Source organism: Priestia sp. 10L35 (assembly GCF_056395685.1).
The window spans coordinates 952,691-973,826 of sequence record NZ_JBFTKA010000002.1 but is presented as its reverse complement, the minus strand read 5'-3'; the positions used below and the strand labels follow the sequence as shown (position 1 = coordinate 973,826).

Here is a 21,136-nt window from a genome sequence, read left to right as displayed (position 1 = left end):
GCTAAAAAGTTTCCTGTGGTAAACTCTTGTTATTATTATATTCTGCAATTTAAAAATTATCAATAATTATAGAGGGAAATGTTCTAATTTTACAAATGATCAGAAGGAGTAATTTACTTTTTATTTATACAGCGTTAAAAAGTTACAAATAAAATTCTAGACTTTACCTCTATAACTTTTGAAGAAAATTGAACGTACCGACCGTAAAAGTATACCTTTAAGGACTTTTCTTTTTCTTAAGAAATCTATCATCTTTATCGTTCGCTTAAGTTATAAAAAAAATTACGAACGTCTTCTGAAATTCGTGCACTTTTACAAACGTTTTTAGTTATACATCTATGGACATTTCTTTTAGATAAAAAACTTCTCTCTTTATCATTCATTTAAATTCTTTAAATATTTTTGTTTGCCCCTGAAAAATATAGTATATAAGTTTATTTTTTTACATTTAATAACAAATAACAGGTATATATTCCTTATTTATACAAAAAAGATAAAAAATACAAAAAACTTTTGAAATAAAAGGAAACTTATAATATACTGAAAAATGTGAAAATTTAAAAAAATTGACCCTTTGATGATTCGGAGGAATCTAGTTGAAAAAAGCAAAAGAAAAGATTGTCTATTTGGAAGATTCTTCAGTGATCTTGGAGCAAGCTAGATTAATTGCAAATTACGATATTGATTCAGTTTTACTTAGTAATACGTTTACAAGTCGTGCAAAGGAAGCAATTGAAGTTTTGAATGAAGAGTTTGGAATACAAACAAATTTACTTCTTCCAGTGTCCTCTAATCAAGCTTTTACGGATGATTATTTAAAGGAAATAGAGAAGATCCAAGCTAAAAGTATAATTTTAAAACTAGGTTATTGGGGGATATCAAATAATTATATGGACCCTGGAGGGGTTCAATATAATTGGAATTCAGCTGTTGATGAGTTAAAAGAATGGTTGTCTGTAAACCACAAAAATATAAATGTCCCAATTGCTCTTCACCCGGTAAGGCAATTAGGACTGCCCCCAATGACATTTTATGATGAACTAATTGGAGCTCTTTCTTCTTTTGATATCCCAATTTCAATAGATCTAGGAATTCTAGCATCTGATATTCATAATTGGGGAGATGTTTATAAAACGGAAATATTAAATAAGTTAGATGGAAATATTTCTATCGATTTATGTTGGGCTAGTGCCATAAGAAATTCAAAAAATGCAACGATTCCTTGTGCTTGTGAACAAGTTGATGGGGTGGTATGGGATCTTTGGGATAGACTACAAGATCCTGAAAGAAGATTACTAGTGATGACTGATAGACTTTCTAGTAATGAACAAATAGAGAAGGATCTATTATTATTAACGACTTAAAGGAAGTGATTAAATGAATACCCTATTAAAGCCTATAGCGAAGCAAGATTTGCTTATTAGAATGAGTATTGATCCTTGTTGGAGTCCAGAGATAAAAAATGGACCTTTTCAACAAATGGTTAAATTAATCGGAGATGAAAGCCTACTTGATGTAAATATAGCAGCTCTTCATGCTGAACGTCGAGGTCGCTGGCTACAAATTTTAGCACAAGTAAAACCGATATACCAAAAAACATTTTTGTATTTAGGAGATAATGAGGAGTTTGTAGACGATGTAATTTTTCAAACGTTCCTTTCAAGTAATTTTCTTTGGGAGGCGGAATATAGTTTACCACATCCATTAGGTTATGGACGTGGTATTGAAAAAGCAACACCATTTATTTATTTTTTACGTTCACAAAGTGAAGTGTTATTAAAAAAAGTTCTTGAGCTTGCGGAATTGGAATACGCAATTTTTAAAGCTGCATACCATCTACCTAGTAAACAACCATCTGGTATGGAAGATAAATTATATATATCCCCTGCGGCTACCTTAATGTCTGTAAAAAACGATGTACTTAATATTTGGGAGGGGAAAGAAATACTGGAATCCCCATCTGACGTCTATTACATGATTTCTCCTACTGGACGTAATTTCCGTCTAACAGAAGAGATTTTTATGTTTCTTCAATCCTTTTCTAATGGACGTGAAATAGGAAGTCTTACGGAGAGGGAAAGAAAAATATTAAATACAGCTTTAGGACTTAGAGCCCTATGTGAGGATCCAAGTGAGCTGGAGAGTAGGCTTCTAAAACATCCGTGAGTACTGCATAACGCGCCTGTAGTGAAATACATTAAGAGGGAGTGTTAAACATGGAAAAAGATAAAAACGAAAAAGAACTAACGTTAAATGAATTACAGGAGCTAGTAGCTCCTGGATTTTTTGAAGCAGATACAAACGGTGGCTTATCAGATGCAATTATAGGACCGTTATTGGGACCACGAGTAGATAATTAAAGTTACTAATTTATATTGTCTTAAAAACCTGAAAATGGAATAGGAGTCACTTCACTACAAGCGCGTTATGCATTGCTCATGTGTAAATTAATAACAGATAGGATGGGTTATTTCATGTGTGGAATCGCTGGGTTTTTAGGAAATGAAAGAGAAGGGCTTCCAGTTGTACTGGAAGCTTTACATAAAATGATACACAGGGGTCCAGATAATCTAGAAACTAAGGAGGATGGAGAAGCTGTTTTAGGGGCCGTACGTTTGTCTATACGTGATAAACGTGAAAAAGCCCACCAGCCATTTGTATCCTTCACTGGAAGATGGATTATAACTTTCAATGGAGAATTGAATAATCACGATTCCTTGAGAACAATGCTGGGTGAGGATTACTCTTGGCGAACTGAGAGTGATACAGAAACAATAGCAACAGCTCTGGATGCAAAAGGTTGGGGTGTCTTAACAAAATTACAGGGAATGTTTGCGATAGCTGCATGGGATACTTTAACAAAAACATTGTATTTAACCAGGGATTTCCCTGGTATCAAGCCACTGTATTGGGCAGAAACAAAAGCTGGATCATTTATCTACGCCTCTGAGTTCCAAACAATTTGTGGAATGCTTCGTAATTTAAAAGACCCACTTACTATTTCATCGCATAAAGTGGTGGAGTATATGATGTATCGGGACACTTTACTTGAACCAGAAACTTTAATTAATTCTATAAAAAAAATATCCCCTGGTGAGGTTCTTGCACTTAATGCAAGAATGAAACCAAAATGCCTACATCTTTTTGAACATATTCCTAATCCGTCAGGTTCGCTTGATGAACTTGAGGAAAAGTTTATAACCACAATAAAAAGTAATATAGAATTCAATCAAAAAATGGGGATGTTTTTATCTGGGGGAGTGGATTCAAGTACAGTTTTAGCAGAATTAGTACATCAAGGAGCAAACATAGAAGCATTTTCATTGAGATATGAACAAACAGGAGCATACTCTTACTCAGAAATACCATTTAGTAGACATGTTTGTAAAAAACTATCTGTGCCACTACATGAATTAGAGCTAACTGAAAAACGTTTCATGGAAGTATTACCTACAGCTCTTTCTCGACAAGACGGTTTTTCGATGGATCCTACAATTGTCGCATACCATGAGCTAGGGGAAGCAGCAGCCAGAGAAAATATTAGAATAGTGGTAACAGGTACTGGAAGTGATGAAATATTTGGGAGTTATGAGTGGTTGCACTCTGAAACAATAAATCATTTTGATCAATGGATGCGTCCAGCAACAATGCCCCACTTTATTCAAATTGATCCGTTGCTTTGGGATAAAGTTCAACTTAAGAGTTTTTTAAAACGTAAAGATTTGATAGAAAATTTTCAACAGCAAGGGTTTAGTCTTCCTGAATCAATTAGGTTGTTTGGTTTATTTCACTTGGAGGCTGATGCATTACCGAGGGTGGATTTAGGAACAATGGCTTCCTCAGTAGAGTGTAGAGTGCCCTTATTAGATCAAGAGTTTATAAATACTGCCTTATCTGCCCCACCTGATACAGAGAAAAATGTTTTTCGGAGCCTTGGTATTAATCGAATACCAACTGAAATACTAAATCGTCCAAAGTGTGGCTTTCCACATCCAGTATTTGTGTGGGCTAAACATGGTGAGTTAGCGAATAGTATATATAATTTGCTATCTGAAGGACAATTTAGAGAATTTATTAATCAGGATCATCTAAAAGGCTTTTTTCAGGATGAATCATCACTATTAGTAGATAAACCTTCGGCTTATTTGTATGATTCAGCAAGCTCACTATGGTATTTATTTTCATTCGCACTCTGGTGTGACATAAACAGATTGAAAGTTGACATTTGAAACTTTATAAAAAAGGGGCTAAATTCTATGAAACTCGAAAATAATCTTAAAATTGAGGATAAATTTCTGGGGGTTGGGGTTGCTTGGGTAGATAGTCCAGAATATATTGATTTTATCAAGAACGAATTGGATCCCAATCATAATTATTTAGAAGTACATTTACCAACATCGATTAAGAATGTACCAGAGGATTTCCCTAAAATTGCCCATTGCAGTACACTACCACTTGCAGACCTTTGTTCGCCTACAAGCAAACTTATTAAGGATGTATTTTATCAAGCTAAAACACTCAATGCCAAATGGATTGGTGAGCACTTGTCTATTTTAGGCACTACCACCGGAGTACAATTTGGTTATATACTAGCCCCTATTCATGAAGATGGACTACAAGCGAGGATCGTAGAAAGAATTAGGAATTATCAAGAAGAATTTGGTGTACCTTTTGTAATTGAGCTAGGTCCCCGTTATCACGCATGGGGTGGGCAAGACGTATTTGAAGATTATAAATTATTGAGAAATATTTCAATGGAAGCTGGTGTACCAATCATTCTTGACATTCCACATACATTTGCAACCGCAAATGCCTTTAATGTTTCTTTCGAAAAAATTCTAGATTTTCTGGATGGAGCACAGGTATGTGAACTCCATATCGGAGCAGATGGTGTATCAAAAAGGCTTAACATTACTTTCGACGACCGTTGGGAGCAGTTAAAAACTTGTTTGGAACGATTCACTGGAATAAGAGGAATCACTGTGGAACTGGGAAAGAATACACCATTAGATGCTTATTGCAATACAGTAAAAAAAGTTACTGAACGTTTAAAAGCTTTATCTGTTTAATATTTGGGAGGGGAAAAAGTGATTAACCTTGAGCAATCTCAATATTTAGAACCTCAATCAAAACAAGTAACAGAAGACTTGCATCGGCAGCTTTTAGCATTGAGAAATTATAAAGCATTGGAGTTAATTAACCAATCCAATGAAAAATATGACGTACCTTGGTTATCCAATGCACTTAAATCTTTGACCAATCTTGATACAAGAGGTAGAGATATTATTTTAAACCATCCATCAGTATATCTATGGATTGAGAATGCAAAAACAGTATTAGAAAAAAATTGTGAAAAGCAAGATGAATGGAGATTTAAAGGATTCATTTATCTATGCATAAATATTTGGTTGAAATTCAATATAGTTCCTGAAATTCCTCCTTTCACTTGCTTAATAAGTAACGAACTGGTTAACAATTTAAACTTGAATAATAAGAAAAAACTTAATGTCGATTTTTCAGGATTATCAGCAGTTAACATATCTATTAAAGAAGATACTCTCTTTATAACAAATGATACGTTCTATAAGTCATGGAAAAGTAGGGAATTAGGGAATACGATAGATTATTATCCTTTTTTTTGTAATCAAACTTTATGGACTAGCAGTTACCTAGATATAATTACACCGTCTGAGTTGCGGATGGATAAAATGGAATTAATCGAGGAAATATCAGAGGATATTTCTGTACTTTTTACTGAAGCATTAGAGTTGGTAGAAACTTGTTGGCCAGAAATGCATACTGAAATAAAAGAAAATGTAAAACATATTGTATTTTTTAAACCACCAGGGTTGCCTTTCTTTTCAGATTTTCGTGTACATGGTGTTATTTTTGCCTCCCATTTGAAACGACCTTTGATTAATGCTGCAGAATGGCTTATTCATGAAGCAAGTCATATCAGGCTAAATACTTTGATGTGTGCTCGTCCACATTTAATTGATGATATGAAGGCTATCTATCCTTCACCGTGGCGTGACGAATTGAGGCCCCTTTATGGTATTTATCATGGATGCTTCGTACATTCTCGTCTTTTAAAGTTTTATCGTTTTTTAACTAAGGACAATAGTCCTTTTAAAACTATTGCATTAAAAGAAATAGATAGAATAACTAAAGAATTAGAAAAGGGACTATTAATTATAACTGAAAATGCTAATCTAACTTCCGAAGGTATTTCATTAGTAAAAGAGATGGAACAAAATCTTACTAGTTAACATTTCTCAAATATGAAATGAACTATTAGTTTTTTTAGGGGGTTTTTTGTTGTCGCTTAAATTACCATTCACTAAATTTAAACCTCTTTTCAAGCAAAGAAACTTTGCGTTAGTCAGCGTTTCGGAAGCTATTTCTTCACTCGGAAATATGGCTCAAGGAATAGCTTTGGCTGCTTATGTCTTTACATTAACTCAATCAATAATAGTTTATAGCGCATTTCTACTTATTCGCTTTGCACCTCAATTTGTTTTGTTTTCACTTGCTGGTAGTATTGCTGATCGTTATTCTCGTCGATATATTACCACTATAATTAACATTCTTCTGGCTATATTTAGTTCTTTAATGGCCATAAATTCTGAAAATACATCAATAATTTTAATCATGTCTCTTTTAATGGGAATTGTAGATTTACCGTATCGTCCAGCTCTATCAGCTAGTATACCAGGACTTGTTAAAAAGGATCAATTACCACTTGCCAACGGATTTATGGGGGTTTTAAATAGTTTGGCAAGAGTAATTGGAGCTCTTTTTGCTGCAGTCGGTTTGCTAACTGGTGGAGTCGTGTGGCTACTAGCATTCAATGCACTTACCTTTTTCATTGCGGGAATTATAGCTTGGATTTCATTGCCAACAGAAAATGTGGACGAAGATAATTCAGAAGGGGAGCCTTCTTCTAATGAAGAACAGAGATTACTGAATAAAAAAGGATTAGCTGCAAGTTTTTCTTATTTATGGGGTCATCAAACACTGAAATATTTAGTTTTTGGGTCGTTTTTGGTTTGGGGATGTTTAAGTCTTACCGATGTTCTACTTGTACCACTTTTAAATGCAACTGTGGAGAATGGAGAAAAGTATTATGGACTTTATAGATTAATTGCATCAATAGGAATGTTATTGGGCTCTTACTTTACGGTTTCCTGGAGGGATAGATTTATTAGGTTACAACGAGTACCTTATGGTTATGCGATACCGTTATTAATAATGTCTTTATGTACTATAGGACTTTCACTATCACCTATTATATTCGGACCAATATGCTATTTAATGATTTGGGTCGCTCTATTTTTACCTTCTAACCTTTTAGAAGTAGAATTACAACTTACTTCTAGTATTAATCGTGGAAAGGTCATAGCTTTGGCAGATGCATTAGATGGAATTTTATTTATTACCTTAACGGGTATTTTACCTCAGCTTAACCATTTTGTGAATGTTCGAAGTCTTTTATGGTTATCTGCATTACCTTTTACAATCCTAAGTATTGTTTGGATTATAGGATGGTTTGTTAATGGTCGTCGACTTAAGCTAAATGAGAAGGAGACCATGTCATGAAACAGTTTCAGACTTTTGAGAAGGGCCCAATGGCGATACATGTTCTACCAACTGAAAAATACGTATTAACTACAATTGCTGTACGTGTATATTTGGATCTTGATAAGGAAGTAGTTACAGGGGCTGCTATGATACCTCATATTTTGTTACAGGGATCTAATAGTTATCTAAACAATCAAAGCCTACAGTTGATCCTAGATAGGTTATACGGTGCTAAGCTACAAGCATCAGTTGAAAAGAAAGGGGAAAAGCAAATACTGGGTCTTTCAGTCACCTTCCCAAACCCATTTAACGTTTATCATGAAAAATCAGTGGTAAGTGAGGTTATTACTATCTTATCTGACGTTTTATTTAAGCCGACTTTTTCAGTGGATTCTGTTGAGAATGAAAAACAACAGCATTTTAGTCGTATAATTAACAGATTAAATAATAAAGTTACTTATTCAATCGAACGGTGCCTAAGCAAGATGACAGAGGGACAATTGTACAGTATTCCACATTTAGGTTACCTAAAGGATATCGATAGATGGACGTCAAAAACATTATTTGAGCTCTATAACCAAATTATTCAAAGCTCACCTTTACATATTTATGTTGTGGGTAATATAGAACCAAACTGTATAGTAGATGAATTAATATCAAGGTTTGGAAAAGAGATTAGCAAACTAAATGAGTCAAATAAAAAGTATAAACTGGAACCTCCTTCTCCTTTGCGGATATCTGCAAAGAATCACACTTACGAAAAGTTCTCCTTAAGTCAATTATTAGTGAATGTTGGATATAGTACAGGAGGGGTAATGTTTTCAAGCGATGATTATCCTTCACTTGTTCTCTGTAATAGAATTTTGGGTGGGTTTCCCCATTCAAAACTTTTTGTTAATTTAAGAAAAGAATATGGACTTGCGTATTTTGTATCAAGCTCATTAGATGCACTAAAAGGAATAATGTATATACAATCTAGCATTAAGCCGGATACATTAGAGAAGTCAAATATGATTATTACGGAACAAATAGAGTTAATTAAAAAGGGTGTAGTATCAGAAGAAGAGATAGAGCTCACGATTAAAGGGTTGTGTAACATATATAAGTTATCATTAGATTCTGTTGCAAGTTTAATAGACTTTCATCAAAATGGTATAGTAAGTGGACGAGTTCGTACTATGGAAGAAATGCTTTTAGCTGTACAGGAAGTTACTCTGACTGAAATTATAAGTGCAGCTCAAAAGTTAGAAGGTTGTACATTATATCTATTAGGTAATAAGGGAGAGAGTAAAGATGATAATTACACCTTCTGTTAAATCAATTAATATTAATAATTTAGATATCAATGTAATTCAAAAACCAGGATTTAATGAAGTGTATATGATGTTGTTAGTGAAATGTGGTTCATTTAACAGTGACTTACAATTACAAACGGGTTCTAAAGTTCAGATTGTTCCTAAGGGAATAGCGCATTTTTTAGAACACATTATGTTTTACAAAAAGGATGGAAAAGATATCTTAAATCAATTTGCTGCGGGTGGAGCCTCTATTAATGCATTTACCACATTTGATATAACTTCTTATACGGTTTCTTGTACTGAAGAAATACCTAGAAATTTAAAGACGTTACTTGAATTTGTCAATAATTTATCTTTTTCGAAAAAAATTATAGATAAGGAAAGAAAGGTTATTGAACAAGAAATTCGAATGTCCACTGATAACGCACGTAACAATGGTTTTTTTAATTTGTTAAAACTGTTTTATGGCGAACATCATTCTCTGGGCACCCCGGTGTTAGGTACAATATCGAGTATCGCCCAAATAAATGAAGCTAACCTTGAGTTATTTTATAAAGCATATTATAGAACTGAAAATATGAAACTGGTAGTAATTGGAGATATAGAGCCCGAAGTTATTTTTAATGTAGTTCAAAATGTAAATATTCATCAGGATAAAAAATCAGTAACTATAAAAGAAATAGATAATAAAATTACTATAGGAAGTCCTTTTTTAGAAACAAAGATGCCTATTTCACAGCCTCAACTTTTTTGGGGATACAGGGACAGTACAGAATTTTTAACGAAAAGCAAATTGTTAAAACATGATTACCTAACTAAGGTAGGTTTGGAATCGATTTCAGGAAAAAGCTCTCTTCTATACCAAAAACTATATAATGAAGAGTTAATTGGAAAATACTTTTTTTGGTCGTATGAAGCTAGCCTTTCTTATGCCTACTCAGCATTAGGTGGCGTTTCTAAAAGATCTGATCTAATAATTAATGAGTGGGATAAAACTGTCCAGAAAATCAAGAACTATGGGTTAGAGGAGTTAAATTTTCAAAGAGCCCGTTATAAGATTATTGGTAGAGTACTAGAATTATTTGATTCACCAAGTAAACTCTGTCGAAATGTAGCTGGTTATTTAGTTAACGATTTAGATTTTTTTGATATTATTCCAATTTTAGAAGCAATAGATATTAACGAAGTTCAAAATAGGCTTTTAGAACATTTAACAGAAGAAAAAAAATGTTCTTTTATATATCCTATAAAATATTAATTATGTGTTTCCGTTATATGTTAAAAACTAAATAGAAATAGAGGTGTTTAATTTTTATTATTACTGACTTCTCCTCTAAGAGTATAACTCATAGTAGCACCATCATTGGCTCTGTAAAGCTCTACTTTATATGTATTATTTGGTGAATTAAATGAATAGAACAAAAGAACGAAAGCGCTTTATTTATATTTTTATCATGTTAAAATACTTAAATTTTTTAAACCAGATTAACGTATGTAATTTTTTTCTTGAGTAGAGCAAGCTACCTTTTTCTATTTGGAGGTAGCTCTTTTTATTGTAAAGAAGGTCCGGTTTAATTATTTAGTTAACCTAATAGAAACATAAACACAAAACATAGAAACGCACCGTTCTCTTATATAGCCCTCATAAAAATACCGGTTTTGATAGACGAAAATGTGGAATATCAAATGTAAGATTATTTTAGCATGAAGGGGAGACAGGTATGTTTGGATGGAGTGATATGCCGAAATTATTATTTTCTTTTTTAATTGTCATTCCACTTGTGTCTGTTATTCACCAGCTGGGCCACTCACTTATGGCTATTATTTTAGGAGGAAATGTCGATTTTACCATTGGACAAGGGAGAACGATTTTTAGGTGGAAAAAAATTAAAATAAAATCTATTTATTTTTTGCACTCCTTTTGTATTTACGAAAAATTAAAGTATGATAATCGGTTTACTCATGCTTGTGTTTATGCTGGAGGTACCATAGCTAATTTAGCGTCTATACTTCTTGTGTATGGTTTAATTATGTGGGGTGTTCTCTCAAAGAATCTCTTCTCTTACCAATTTGTTTATTTCTCTATTTATTATATTGTTTTCTCGCTCTTACCCTTTGAATATTCAGAAACGAGTTTAAGTGATGGGCGAGCTATCTATGATGCATTGAGATATGGAAAGATAACGTGTAATCCGGATTAACAAAGGAAAAGTGGCTAATTAAAACTGTACATCCACAACGTATATTAACGCGGCAACGGTACTGAAATAGACACTGATTAGTAATCAATTTGTAATTCTTTAGATACTATGATTGCAGCTACTGCAGTAAACTTACCTGTCTACTCAAAAAATAACAAGGAGCTCTTACTGCAGTAGGTAAGGGGTAGATGGTTATATAGGAGGTGCTCGTGATTTATTTTTTTATGAAATAGACAAAAAATCGCAAGATGTCCTCCATCTGAAAGTGAAGATAAACAGGATAGCTTTAATTGAAGTACAGATTTCGTAATCTTATTTTCTTGGATAAATGATTATTATGTTTCATATAAAAAAGGGAACACCTGCTAACCAGGAAGTTCCCTTTTTATTTCATCAGATAAAACTACATCAAAACAAAAATTAAAGAAATAGGATATGGTAGGGGCGAAATTTTTTTTCAACCGACCACTGTTACATGATCTATAGTATTTGCATTGAATAAATAAGGGCTAGCTATTAGCATCTACACGTAATAAACGTTATTGTTAATGAGAAGTAAATGATTAAACTACTTTATTAAAACTATGGAGTAAATAAAAAATTTGTTTATTTAATATGCTGCTTGTTTATTTCTTATTTTACTCAGATAAAAATCAATCGTGTTTCCACTTAAAGAGATTTTGCTTTTCCATACTGAGAGTATCCCTTTTTAGAGTAATAGTATCAGTATGGAAAAGTTATATATATTTCTTACATCAGGACTGAAAATTCTACAGCTTTTCTTGATAATATTTCCGATAGACGTTAGGAGTTATATTTTCATATTTTTTAAATGTCTTGATGTAATACCCGGGATCGTTAAAACCCAATTCATCGCTAATCTGTGCAATAGACAAATCCGTTTCTTCTAATAATTGTTTAGACCACTCTATTTTTTTGAGAGAAATAAAAACAGAAAAATTCATACCCGTTTCTTTGGTAAATACACGGCTGAAATAACCTGTACTAATGTGACATAAATCAGCCATCTTTTGTTGAGATATTTTTTCTCTTTTATGCTTATAAATGTAGTCAAAGGCTGGCTGTAATACTTTGTTTTTACAAACTAAGTGATCGTTAATAGACGTTTTTACGTAAGCATTAGTAACTGTGTTGGCTAATTCCTTTTTTATATTTTGAATATTATCTAGAGAATAACCGTAAGAAATGTCTTCAGTAGAAAGGTCCTCTTTTACTGGAGCCATCTTTTCATATACTTCTAAAATTAAGTTTTTATTCATAGCTTCCTCTACAATGTAGTTACAAAGCCTATATAACATTTGAGCAGCGTCGTTAATTTCTGTATAGGATAGAGTAGGAATAGAATCATATAGACGCTGTATTTCCTCATTATTATTTAAATTTTGTTCAAATCCCTTTGATGGAACAGTAAGCATTTGTTCCAAGGGAGGATGTTTGTCACTGTCCTTAATTTTCACTTCTCCCGCCATGATGGCACCTACATATTTATCATCAATTATAATGGGAATGGCAATATCGATAATATTCCAGTGACATAAATAGATATAAGGAGCATTGGTTCTGACTGCCTCTAATCCTCCCCGCGCATCGCACTTTTCACAAAGCTTTGCTGTATTAGGATCTTTACGCATAGTCTCACAAAACGGACGTACACCACTGTGTTGAGAAATGGGCACTCCTTTATAGTTAACCGTGACAATCGCTAATTTTGTAACAAGCGCAAGCGAATCTTGAAGGTTTCGCCATTTCTTTAAATCTAGTATTTTATCTAAATTCATGTAAGTAGTTTTCAATGATGTTTTATCTCCCTTGCTTCTACTTTCCGTGCGGTAGTTTGGATTACCTATTTGAGAATATCTTTATTTTATTCCTGAGTTCGTAAAATAAAAGATTGTTCAGCGATAAAGGTAACCTCTTTTCAACGTGAACTTAGTAGTATTTTTACCTGAAATAATGTCATAATAATACCATATTAAATGAAGAGAGCAAAAAAATACGATAAAAAGTTGTAAAAACTCGTCACTTAAGACTAATGTAATCTTATACAAAAGATAGTAAAATTCCGATTGTAAGGGATTACAAAGTTAATTAGGAGGTTTTATTTATGAGAAAAGCATTTATTAGTCCTTCAAAATATATTCAAGGTGAAGATGAAATTTTAAATTTAGGTTATTTTGTGAAAACATTTGGTACTTCTGCACTTTTAATAGCACATCCTGAAGATATTAAACGTGTACAAGACAAATTAGATGCAACAGCAGAAAAATATGGTATTACATTTTTTGAAGGCGGATTCAATGGCGAATGTTCAAGACCAGAAATTTCTAGATTGCAGGAAATAGCGAAAGAAAACAACTGTGATTGTACAATTGGTTTAGGTGGCGGTAAGGCAATTGATACAGCAAAATGTGTGGCTGAGGGAGAGGGATTAATTATCGTCCCAACAATCGCTGCTACGGATGCACCTACAAGTCATTCCGCAGTTATCTATACACCAGAGGGTGCTTTCGATGATTACGCATACTTTAAGCAAAGCCCAAGTGTTGTATTAATTGATACAACAGTCATTGCTAATGCACCTACTAGATTCTTAGTATCTGGTATGGGGGATGCGTTATCCACTTATTTCGAAGCAAGAGCAACAGCACGTTCTTTCTCTAATGTAAATGCTGGATTACCTTGTGGAGTACGTGAGGACTTATGTTCACCAGCAAAAGGTACAAATGCAGCATTAGTGTTAGCAGAACATTGCTACAACACTCTATTAGAGGACGGGGTTAAAGCAAAAGCTGCAAGCGATCATAATGTTGTTACTCCAGCCTTAGAAAACATTATTGAAGCCAATATCTTATTATCAGGATTAGGGTTTGAAAGTGGTGGATTAGCTGGAGCACATGCGATTCATGATGGGCTTACTCTTTTAGAAAGTGCGCACCATTACTTCCACGGTGAAAAAGTAGCTTTTGGTACATTAGCACAATTGGTATTGGAAAATGCGCCAACTGAGGAAATAGAAGAAGTGTTAGATTTCTGTTTAGCAGTAGGACTTCCAGTTTGTCTCGCTGATATTGGAGTGGAACAAATTACACAAGAAGAGTTAATGGAAGTAGCTAATAAAGCTTGTATTCCAGAGGAATCTATCTATTCTATGCCATTCCCTGTTAATCCAGAGTCAGTAGCTGCAGCTATTCTTGCAGCAGATCAAATTGGAAATGATTATAAGAAGAGGTTGATATAAAATGAAAAAAATTATTAATAAACCGGAAGATGTTGTACTTGAGATGTGTAAAGGGATGGTTCTAGCACATCCTGAACTGAATTTAATTGAAAAATATAAAGTCATTAAAAAAGACCAAATTAATAAAAGTAAAGTAAGTATAATTAGCGGGGGCGGAAGTGGACATGAACCTGCTCACGCTGGATATGTAGGAAAGGGCATGTTAGATGCAGCAGTTTGTGGTGATGTATTTGCTTCACCTTCTCAAATACAGATTTATCAAGCCATTAAAGAAACAGCTAGCGATAAGGGAACTTTACTAGTGATTAAGAACTACAGTGGTGACATGATGAATTTCAAGAATGCTGCTTATCTAGCAGAAGAAGATGGAATTCAAGTGGATTATGTAAAAGTAGATGATGATATTGCTGTACAGGACAGTTTATATACAGTTGGAAGACGCGGAGTAGCTGGTACTGTTCTTGTTCATAAAATAGCAGGTGCTGCAGCAGAACGCGGCTATGATCTACCAAAAGTGAAAGAGGCAGCAGAAAACGCTATTGCGAATGTTAAAAGCATTGGCTTTGGACTAACTTCCTGCACAGTTCCTGCTAAAGGAACTCCTACTTTCGAGATTGCAGAAGATGAGATGGAGTTTGGCGTTGGTATTCATGGAGAACCTGGTATCCGTCGTGAAAAAATTATTTCAGCAGACGAACTCGCAGAGCGTACGGTAACTTCATTATTAAAAGAAGTAGGGATAGAAGATGGAAAAGGAGAAGTGGCTGTCCTAATTAATGGATTTGGAAGCACACCTCTTCAAGAACTATATTTATTAAATCATTCTGTCATTCGTGAATTGTCACGTAGAAACGTAACGATTGCAAGAACGTTTGTCGGAAACTATATGACAGCCATCGATATGGCCGGTGCTTCTATTTCAATTATGAAATTAGATGAACACTTAAAGAGTCTCCTATCTGAAGAGTGCGATACTCCTGCGCTAAAAATCAAAGGTGAAGTACCAGCTGTCACTTATAATGAAATCATCGGTACCGCGGAGGCCCCGAAAGTGTCCTATGAGGTGCAAACCAACAAAGAATATTCCGTAGTAACCGAAAATCGATTGACGTTGAATAATATTATTTTTATGGTTGACCAAATGAGTGAATGTATTATTAGAAATGAAATACCATTCTGTGAATTAGATTCCCATGCTGGTGACGGAGACTTTGGTATGAGTGTTGCTAAAGGGTTCAAACAGCTGAAAGCTGAATGGCACGAAATTCTCGAAAATAAATCAAATGATATTGGAAACTTCTTAGAGGCGTGTTCTATTGTTATCATGGAGCACTGTGGCGGAGCATCAGGCCCTATTTGGGGATCAGCATTTCGCGCGGCTGGAAAGAACGCCGAATCTAAAACCGAACTGAATTTAACAGAATTTGCTGAAATGATCCAAGCGTCTGTAAAAGGAATTCAAGCAACAGGAGAACGTTCTTTTGGACGTGGAGCTGTTGTGGGAGATAAAACTTTAATCGATGCCTTAGTACCTTATGCAGATACGTTAACATCAAGTGCTGCTGAAGGTGAAAGCATGAAACATGCTCTTGTCAAAGCAGCAGAAGCTGCTGTTGAAGGAGCAAAATCAACCGAACAGATTGTTGCACGTATGGGACGTGCTGGTACGGTTGGAGAAAGAAGTCTTGGTTATCCGGACGCAGGTGCACATGGCTTAGGCGTAATTTTTACTGAAGTAGCTCAAGTAATGCGAGAAAATAAGTAAAATTTGGTATTACCCCTCTAAATATAGTGTGAAAAAATTACTCTTTAAGAGTGAGGATGACACTGTACGTGGAGGGGAATTTTTTATGGGTCACTAAGGACGATCTTTTACAATCTCGTTAACCAATGGTATTTCAAAGATAAAAATGTAAATAACAAATGGTTTTTAGCTAAGTATGAGCCAGCATCCAAAGTAGGGGCTTATAAGTGGGACTACAAATTTGATAATAGTATTGAAGCAATGCGGTTAGTAAATAGATATCTAATTGAAAGTTTAGATACAGTTATTTTATTTTCTGAAGAAGACATTTCTAAAAATTTAATAGTTGATTATTTAAAAAATGAGGAATTACATCTTTGGAGAAATAAAGAAGCAGGTGGAATACTTAATTTTTTAAGCGAGAAAAGGATAGGTTTAGTATATAAACATGGTTACTTTTTTCATGAAGAAGCTACTGCACGACCAGAATTAGAAGAAACGGTATTTATATGTTACGTTCCTTGGATATTGACTTAGTTAATACAAGTAAAAGCTGAAAGACCAACGATGGGGCTCTTTCAGCTTTTTATTTTCTAGAAAACGACATTATGGTAGCTAGAATTGAATGCTTTATAGATTTAAAATACATGTATCTAAGCATTTTGAAAGGAGTTATTTACTTAATGCATTTTCCTAATGGATTAACTGGTTTTTATAGTTCAATAGATAACAAACCAAATGAAATAGATGAGAACTATTTTAAAAGTATATGCTTCGATTTAGTCAGAAGAAACCAAGGGAAGTTATTAAAGATTGATAAGATAAATTTAATCAAAAATACAGTAAAAACTTATTTCGCATGAAAGAGTAAATATATAAACTTTATTCTAAAAAACATAGTTTTACTATTTACTCTAGGTGACGACAAATAGACGTTTTCTCATTCGTTTTTCTTGCGTCCAAAAGGCTGTACCCTTTTGAACTATCTATATCAGACAATATCAATATTGAATTAAAACATGTTGGAGATATTCAAAAGCACGATAAACGCAAGGAACAAGAGTTGGAAAGATCAAACAGAACGAAGACTTCTTAATTTATAAGAAGTCTTCGTTCTGTTTTTATTATTATTTTTTAGTAAGTATTAGTTAGAGAAAAACAATTCCAAGTATAAATAAATATAGAGTAATAATGTTTATAACATTCTTAGCTTTGTCATCTTCTTTTATTGAAGTTACAAGTTCAAAGATTATGACAAGAGTAAGTATAGATAAAGCTATCTGTAGAGGTAAATTAAATGCATATACAAATATTACAATTAGACCATATATAATACCTAAAATTATATTTTTTTTATTCTTAGTTTTTTTGTGATTACTCATTTGAAAAACTCCTCAATAGACTGAAAATATTTAGATCTTCTGCTCTTTTTAAGTGAAGGTTTTTGTAAATAGAAGCATAATAAAGAAGATAATAGCGAATGACAAACTCATTGTAATATAACTTATGTCCTTGTTAGCGGTCTTTTTTTTCATAAATAATTTTGTTGACAAAGGAAAAAGAATACCTCCAATAATTGCTGTAACCAGCGTTTTTAATAACATCAAATACTCCTTTCGAAGAATTGTAGCAAAAATAAAAAGCTCCCCCGGCATTGGCAAGCGAGGTAGCTTTTTATCAGAATTCACAATTATAAAGTACCAAAATATAACCGTATGTAAACAATATCATATTTTTCCTAAAAATACTATTTTAAGAGAGGAGAGAATATGTATAAAAGGTGTTTTGATCCCTGTCTCAAAAACGGGGTGAAGTCCTCTGTCCTGTATCAAGAGTTCTTTTTTATTATGGGTTCTGGAAGAGTGTTTATATAAACTAGCGATGTATATGATATTCACTTATAAACAAAAATTTTATTTTTATTTTTTTCTATTTTATGAAATAATTGTATGGTTCGTTTAAGACAGAACAATCAAATCTATAAGGAGAGAAAAGAATGAAATTAATAAAAAATATTGTATTTCTTAGTTGTTTCGCATTATTACTTGGAGCTTGTCAGAACGCTGATACAACTTCAAACACCAAAGATAAGGATTTAGATGCTATTCTTAGGGATGTATCTGATAAATATGCCGTTCTAAGTGTTGGTTCAGACTCAAAAGATGTAAAAGTCGAGGTAGAGGATACTGAAGATGTAAACAAGGTAAAAGCAGATATTAAACGTCAATTAAAAGAGAACGGTTTGAACGCCTATAAAGTTAACGTTCGTGAGAGAAATGTTAAACAAGTAGAAAAAGAGAAGCGCTGGCTGGATATTGAAAGTGAAGCTCTTGCACATTTACAAGAAAATAAAGAATACAAAGATGTAACATATAAAAAGACTGAGGTTACGTTAAAACAACCTGTTACAGTTGCTATTGTTACTCCTATCAGTAAATCTGATGACAGCTCTCAAGAGTATAGTGAAAAAATTAAAAGAGAAGTAAATACTTTTCTTCAAACTAAAGAAATAAAGGAACGTTCTAAAGGTGATTCTTACAAAATCGTTATCTATGACCAAGATGACCAAGTAATAAGTTAAAGAATACATAACTACAATAAAGCCTCAAGAAGTATGTAACACTTCTTGAGGCTTTATTTATTCCTATAAAATCGTTTTATGTTAATCAGTTTTAGATATTGTATATGTTATTAAAATCAAAAAAGAGCTAACTATAGCCCTTTTTTGATTTTAATAGATAGTTCTACATTATCTTCTGGGTTTTATCGGGGTATATATTAACCTTTAATATGTATTTTTTTGCAGTTATAAGTTACAAAAAAGGGAAATATAGAAGTTTTTTATATCTAAGAACAGGAATCTAATAATATTTTATTAAAAACATATATAACAAGAGAAACGCGTAAAAAGAGGCTTTTACTTTGTGTAAGTAAAAGCCTCTTTTTACATTTGCTTTATTATTTAAGAGAATTTTTAAGCAATTCATCTTCTTCCATTAAATCTTCTTTAATCTTATCTAAATACTAACTCCAATACAGCTATAAGCTTGTGACGTTTTCTCCATAGTTATATTCCTTATTTAGAAGTTAATTGAAGCTTCATTTTATACTAAGTACCAAATAGTAATAAAAGTAGGCTTCAAAGTGTTCATCTAAATGCTTTAATTTATCCAGAGAATTAAAGTAAATTTATTTATTTAACCTTGTTGATTTAGAAGTAAATTGCTCTTTATTTTTAAACAAGTTAACTCCATAACCTGCAAGACCTCCAATAATTGCAGGGAATATCCAACCTAATCCAATATGGTAAAGAGGAAGATAGTAAGTAAATAATTGGTCAATACCAGGGATGTGTAAGCCAAAATCATTTAATCCATCTACCAGGCTTACAACAAATGTTAAGAATAGGCTACCTTGGTATACCTCAGCACATCCTTTAAATAAAGAATGAAGGAAAGTCAAAAAGATTAGAACAATTGCTAATGGATAGAGAACTGTTAAAACAGGTACTGAAAAAGAAATTAAATGATTTAATCCAACATTTGCGATGATTGCGCTAAACACGGATAAGCTAATCGCAATTTTCTTATAAGAAATAGAAGGTAATAATTTATGGAAATAAGAAGAGCATGAAGTAATAAGCCCTACGCTAGTTGTCAGACAAGCTACTGTGATCATTAAGCCTAATAGTAATCCTCCATATTCTCCAAAATAATAATCAGAAACTTTCGCTAACACCGTACCACCATTATCTAAATGCCCAAGCTTTTCTACACTTGAAGCGCCCATGTATGAAAGGGCAGAATAGATAGTTGCAAGAATAATAGCAGCAATTCCCGTAGCTTTTAGGCAAACAGTTATAATTTGCTTCTTTGTTTTAGCGCCTTTCTCTTTAATTGCATTGATAATAATGATTCCGAAAACGAAAGATGCAAGAGTATCCATTGTGAGATATCCTTCTTGGAACCCATTAAAAAAAGAGTTTGTTACATATTTTTCTGTGGGTGCTTGAAATTTTCCAATAGGATGAATAAAAGCAACTAGAACTAAAATTCCAATGAATGTTAATTTAATTGGCGTTAAGAATTTTCCAACAATATCGACAATTTTCGCAGGATTGAGAGAAAAAAAGCATGTAATACTGAAAAATATAATAGTAAATACGAGTAAAGCTATAGAACTAGAGCTTTCAGAAATGAAAGGTTTAAGTCCGATTTCAAAAGAGACGTTACCTGTTCGTGGGATAGCAAATAAAGGTCCAATAGCTAGATAAAGAACAGTTGTAAATACTAAACCAAAGATAGGATGTACGCGACTTGCTAATGATTGTAAATCTTCCTTTCCGGAGAATCCAAAAGCTAGTACACCAAGTAAAGGCAAGCCTACTCCAGTAACTAAAAAACCCGCATTTGCTGACCAGATATTTGCTCCCGCTGACTGGCCAAGCATAGCAGGGAATATTAAATTTCCAGCTCCAAAAAATAATGCAAATAACATTAAACCAATGATTACTATAAAAGAAAACGGTACTTTGTTTGACAAGGTGAAACCCCCATTAATAATATTCTTCATAAAAAATTAAATTTTCAGATAACTTAAATTACAAATAACTTATCTTTTTTGTATTATAAACAGTCAAATTACATATTTCAATATAAAAAATAAACTTTTTTGATAAAATTTAAAAAATTATCAATTTTCCGTTCATTATTCATTATTAAAATAAAAATAATATTAAAAACCCAGATTTTTATTCAAAATGCGTACGTTAAGTAGGTTAATAACGGTATTATTTTTAAAAAATTATAAATCATATTCAAATCGCGTATATTATCCTTTTAATTAATTTGATTGAATGATATGCAATTAAGTCAAGAAAGTTTGTAAATATAGTACTACGAAACTTATAAAACTTTTTAATATGAGCTAAACATCTAAAAGGAAAAAGTAGTTGATTTATTACTTCAAGAAATGGAGCGTTCTAAGTCTTATAAAGAACGCTTACTTTTATCTCCTGAGCTAGTGATTTGACAATCAACAGCTTATCTCTAAA

General features: G+C 32.9%; 18 protein-coding genes. 14 read left to right on the top strand and 4 right to left on the bottom strand.

Annotated elements, in window-relative coordinates; genetic code table 11:
• Positions 1-596 precede the first annotated feature (596 nt).
• The 9 genes from AC1DEF_RS10915 (at position 597) to yfmH (ending at position 10,137) form a co-directional block, all read left to right on the top strand.
• Complete coding sequence (locus tag AC1DEF_RS10915; RefSeq protein WP_097823729.1) at positions 597-1,364, top strand: hypothetical protein; 768 nt, start codon at positions 597-599, stop codon at positions 1,362-1,364.
• A gap of 13 nt (positions 1,365-1,377) precedes the next feature.
• A complete protein-coding gene (locus AC1DEF_RS10910) occupies positions 1,378-2,166 on the top strand; it encodes a hypothetical protein (protein ID WP_097823728.1) in 789 nt (262 codons plus the stop codon).
• 50 nt (positions 2,167-2,216) lie between these two features.
• Positions 2,217-2,360: a hypothetical protein gene (locus AC1DEF_RS10905; protein ID WP_176521239.1), complete on the top strand. Its 144-nt coding sequence runs from the start codon at positions 2,217-2,219 to the stop codon at positions 2,358-2,360.
• Between the two features lie 114 nt (positions 2,361-2,474).
• Positions 2,475-4,229, top strand: a complete 1,755-nt coding sequence (asnB, locus tag AC1DEF_RS10900) for an asparagine synthase (glutamine-hydrolyzing) (protein WP_176521237.1) — start codon at positions 2,475-2,477, stop codon at positions 4,227-4,229.
• Between the two features lie 27 nt (positions 4,230-4,256).
• Positions 4,257-5,069: a multinuclear nonheme iron-dependent oxidase gene (locus AC1DEF_RS10895; protein WP_097823726.1), complete on the top strand. Its 813-nt coding sequence runs from the start codon at positions 4,257-4,259 to the stop codon at positions 5,067-5,069.
• 18 nt (positions 5,070-5,087) lie between these two features.
• A complete protein-coding gene (locus AC1DEF_RS10890) occupies positions 5,088-6,269 on the top strand; it encodes an aKG-HExxH-type peptide beta-hydroxylase (protein ID WP_097823725.1) in 1,182 nt (393 codons plus the stop codon).
• Positions 6,270-6,318: 49 nt separating this feature from the next.
• Complete coding sequence (locus AC1DEF_RS10885; protein WP_176521235.1) at positions 6,319-7,599, top strand: MFS transporter; 1,281 nt, start codon at positions 6,319-6,321, stop codon at positions 7,597-7,599.
• Positions 7,596-8,897 carry an EF-P 5-aminopentanol modification-associated protein YfmF gene (gene yfmF, locus AC1DEF_RS10880; RefSeq protein WP_097823723.1) on the top strand — a complete coding sequence of 434 codons (1,302 nt, stop codon included), beginning with the start codon at positions 7,596-7,598 and terminating at the stop codon, positions 8,895-8,897. The genes AC1DEF_RS10885 and yfmF overlap by 4 nt, the downstream gene beginning before the upstream one ends.
• Positions 8,875-10,137, top strand: a complete 1,263-nt coding sequence (gene yfmH, locus AC1DEF_RS10875) for an EF-P 5-aminopentanol modification-associated protein YfmH (RefSeq protein ID WP_097823722.1) — start codon at positions 8,875-8,877, stop codon at positions 10,135-10,137. The genes yfmF and yfmH overlap by 23 nt, the downstream gene beginning before the upstream one ends.
• A gap of 47 nt (positions 10,138-10,184) precedes the next feature.
• On the opposite strand, the gene AC1DEF_RS10870 is transcribed toward yfmH, so the two are convergent.
• Positions 10,185-10,301 (bottom strand): DUF5412 family protein, encoded by a 117-nt coding sequence (locus tag AC1DEF_RS10870; protein WP_176521233.1) that lies wholly within the window; start codon positions 10,299-10,301, stop codon positions 10,185-10,187.
• 299 nt (positions 10,302-10,600) lie between these two features.
• On the opposite strand from AC1DEF_RS10870, the gene AC1DEF_RS10865 reads away from it, so the two are divergent.
• Positions 10,601-11,080, top strand: a complete 480-nt coding sequence (locus AC1DEF_RS10865) for a hypothetical protein (protein WP_097823721.1) — start codon at positions 10,601-10,603, stop codon at positions 11,078-11,080.
• A gap of 770 nt (positions 11,081-11,850) precedes the next feature.
• Here the strand turns inward: AC1DEF_RS10865 and AC1DEF_RS10860 are convergent.
• Entirely contained in the window at positions 11,851-12,879 is a 1,029-nt protein-coding gene (locus AC1DEF_RS10860) for a PocR ligand-binding domain-containing protein (RefSeq protein ID WP_176521280.1), read from the bottom strand.
• Positions 12,880-13,205: 326 nt separating this feature from the next.
• Between AC1DEF_RS10860 and AC1DEF_RS10855 the strand changes: the two genes are divergently transcribed.
• The 3 genes from AC1DEF_RS10855 (at position 13,206) to AC1DEF_RS10845 (ending at position 16,620) form a co-directional block, all read left to right on the top strand.
• Positions 13,206-14,339, top strand: a complete 1,134-nt coding sequence (locus AC1DEF_RS10855) for a glycerol dehydrogenase (RefSeq protein WP_097823719.1) — start codon at positions 13,206-13,208, stop codon at positions 14,337-14,339.
• A gap of 1 nt (position 14,340) precedes the next feature.
• Positions 14,341-16,104 carry a dihydroxyacetone kinase subunit DhaK gene (gene dhaK, locus AC1DEF_RS10850; protein ID WP_097823718.1) on the top strand — a complete coding sequence of 588 codons (1,764 nt, stop codon included), beginning with the start codon at positions 14,341-14,343 and terminating at the stop codon, positions 16,102-16,104.
• Between the two features lie 240 nt (positions 16,105-16,344).
• Positions 16,345-16,620 (top strand): hypothetical protein, encoded by a 276-nt coding sequence (locus tag AC1DEF_RS10845; RefSeq protein ID WP_097823717.1) that lies wholly within the window; start codon positions 16,345-16,347, stop codon positions 16,618-16,620.
• 611 nt (positions 16,621-17,231) lie between these two features.
• On the opposite strand, the gene AC1DEF_RS10840 is transcribed toward AC1DEF_RS10845, so the two are convergent.
• Positions 17,232-17,465, bottom strand: coding sequence for a hypothetical protein (locus tag AC1DEF_RS10840; protein WP_097823715.1), 234 nt, complete (start codon positions 17,463-17,465; stop codon positions 17,232-17,234).
• Positions 17,466-18,079: 614 nt separating this feature from the next.
• On the opposite strand from AC1DEF_RS10840, the gene AC1DEF_RS10835 reads away from it, so the two are divergent.
• Positions 18,080-18,664, top strand: a complete 585-nt coding sequence (locus AC1DEF_RS10835; RefSeq protein WP_097823714.1) for a DUF4030 domain-containing protein — start codon at positions 18,080-18,082, stop codon at positions 18,662-18,664.
• Between the two features lie 608 nt (positions 18,665-19,272).
• On the opposite strand, the gene brnQ is transcribed toward AC1DEF_RS10835, so the two are convergent.
• The gene (gene brnQ, locus AC1DEF_RS10830; RefSeq protein ID WP_029321146.1) at positions 19,273-20,625 is read right to left on the bottom strand and encodes a branched-chain amino acid transport system II carrier protein; all 1,353 of its coding nucleotides are present in this window, start codon (positions 20,623-20,625) and stop codon (positions 19,273-19,275) included.
• Between the last annotated feature and the right edge of the window lie 511 nt (positions 20,626-21,136).

What these genes read in the sequence shown, in the direction of transcription:
- AC1DEF_RS10895 (WP_097823726.1), top strand. Translation starts at nt 4,257, where the DNA reads ATGAAACTCGAAAATAATCTTAAAATTGAGGATAAATTTCTGGGGGTT.
- yfmH (WP_097823722.1), top strand. Translation starts at nt 8,875, where the DNA reads ATGATAATTACACCTTCTGTTAAATCAATTAATATTAATAATTTAGAT.
- AC1DEF_RS10855 (WP_097823719.1), top strand. Translation starts at nt 13,206, where the DNA reads ATGAGAAAAGCATTTATTAGTCCTTCAAAATATATTCAAGGTGAAGAT.
- AC1DEF_RS10845 (WP_097823717.1), top strand. Translation starts at nt 16,345, where the DNA reads ATGCGGTTAGTAAATAGATATCTAATTGAAAGTTTAGATACAGTTATT.
- AC1DEF_RS10860 (WP_176521280.1), bottom strand. Translation starts at nt 12,879, where the DNA reads ATGAATTTAGATAAAATACTAGATTTAAAGAAATGGCGAAACCTTCAA.
- AC1DEF_RS10835 (WP_097823714.1), top strand. Translation starts at nt 18,080, where the DNA reads ATGAAATTAATAAAAAATATTGTATTTCTTAGTTGTTTCGCATTATTA.
- yfmF (WP_097823723.1), top strand. Translation starts at nt 7,596, where the DNA reads ATGAAACAGTTTCAGACTTTTGAGAAGGGCCCAATGGCGATACATGTT.
- asnB (WP_176521237.1), top strand. Translation starts at nt 2,475, where the DNA reads ATGTGTGGAATCGCTGGGTTTTTAGGAAATGAAAGAGAAGGGCTTCCA.
- AC1DEF_RS10905 (WP_176521239.1), top strand. Translation starts at nt 2,217, where the DNA reads ATGGAAAAAGATAAAAACGAAAAAGAACTAACGTTAAATGAATTACAG.
- AC1DEF_RS10910 (WP_097823728.1), top strand. Translation starts at nt 1,378, where the DNA reads ATGAATACCCTATTAAAGCCTATAGCGAAGCAAGATTTGCTTATTAGA.
- dhaK (WP_097823718.1), top strand. Translation starts at nt 14,341, where the DNA reads ATGAAAAAAATTATTAATAAACCGGAAGATGTTGTACTTGAGATGTGT.
- AC1DEF_RS10840 (WP_097823715.1), bottom strand. Translation starts at nt 17,465, where the DNA reads ATGAGTAATCACAAAAAAACTAAGAATAAAAAAAATATAATTTTAGGT.
- AC1DEF_RS10865 (WP_097823721.1), top strand. Translation starts at nt 10,601, where the DNA reads ATGTTTGGATGGAGTGATATGCCGAAATTATTATTTTCTTTTTTAATT.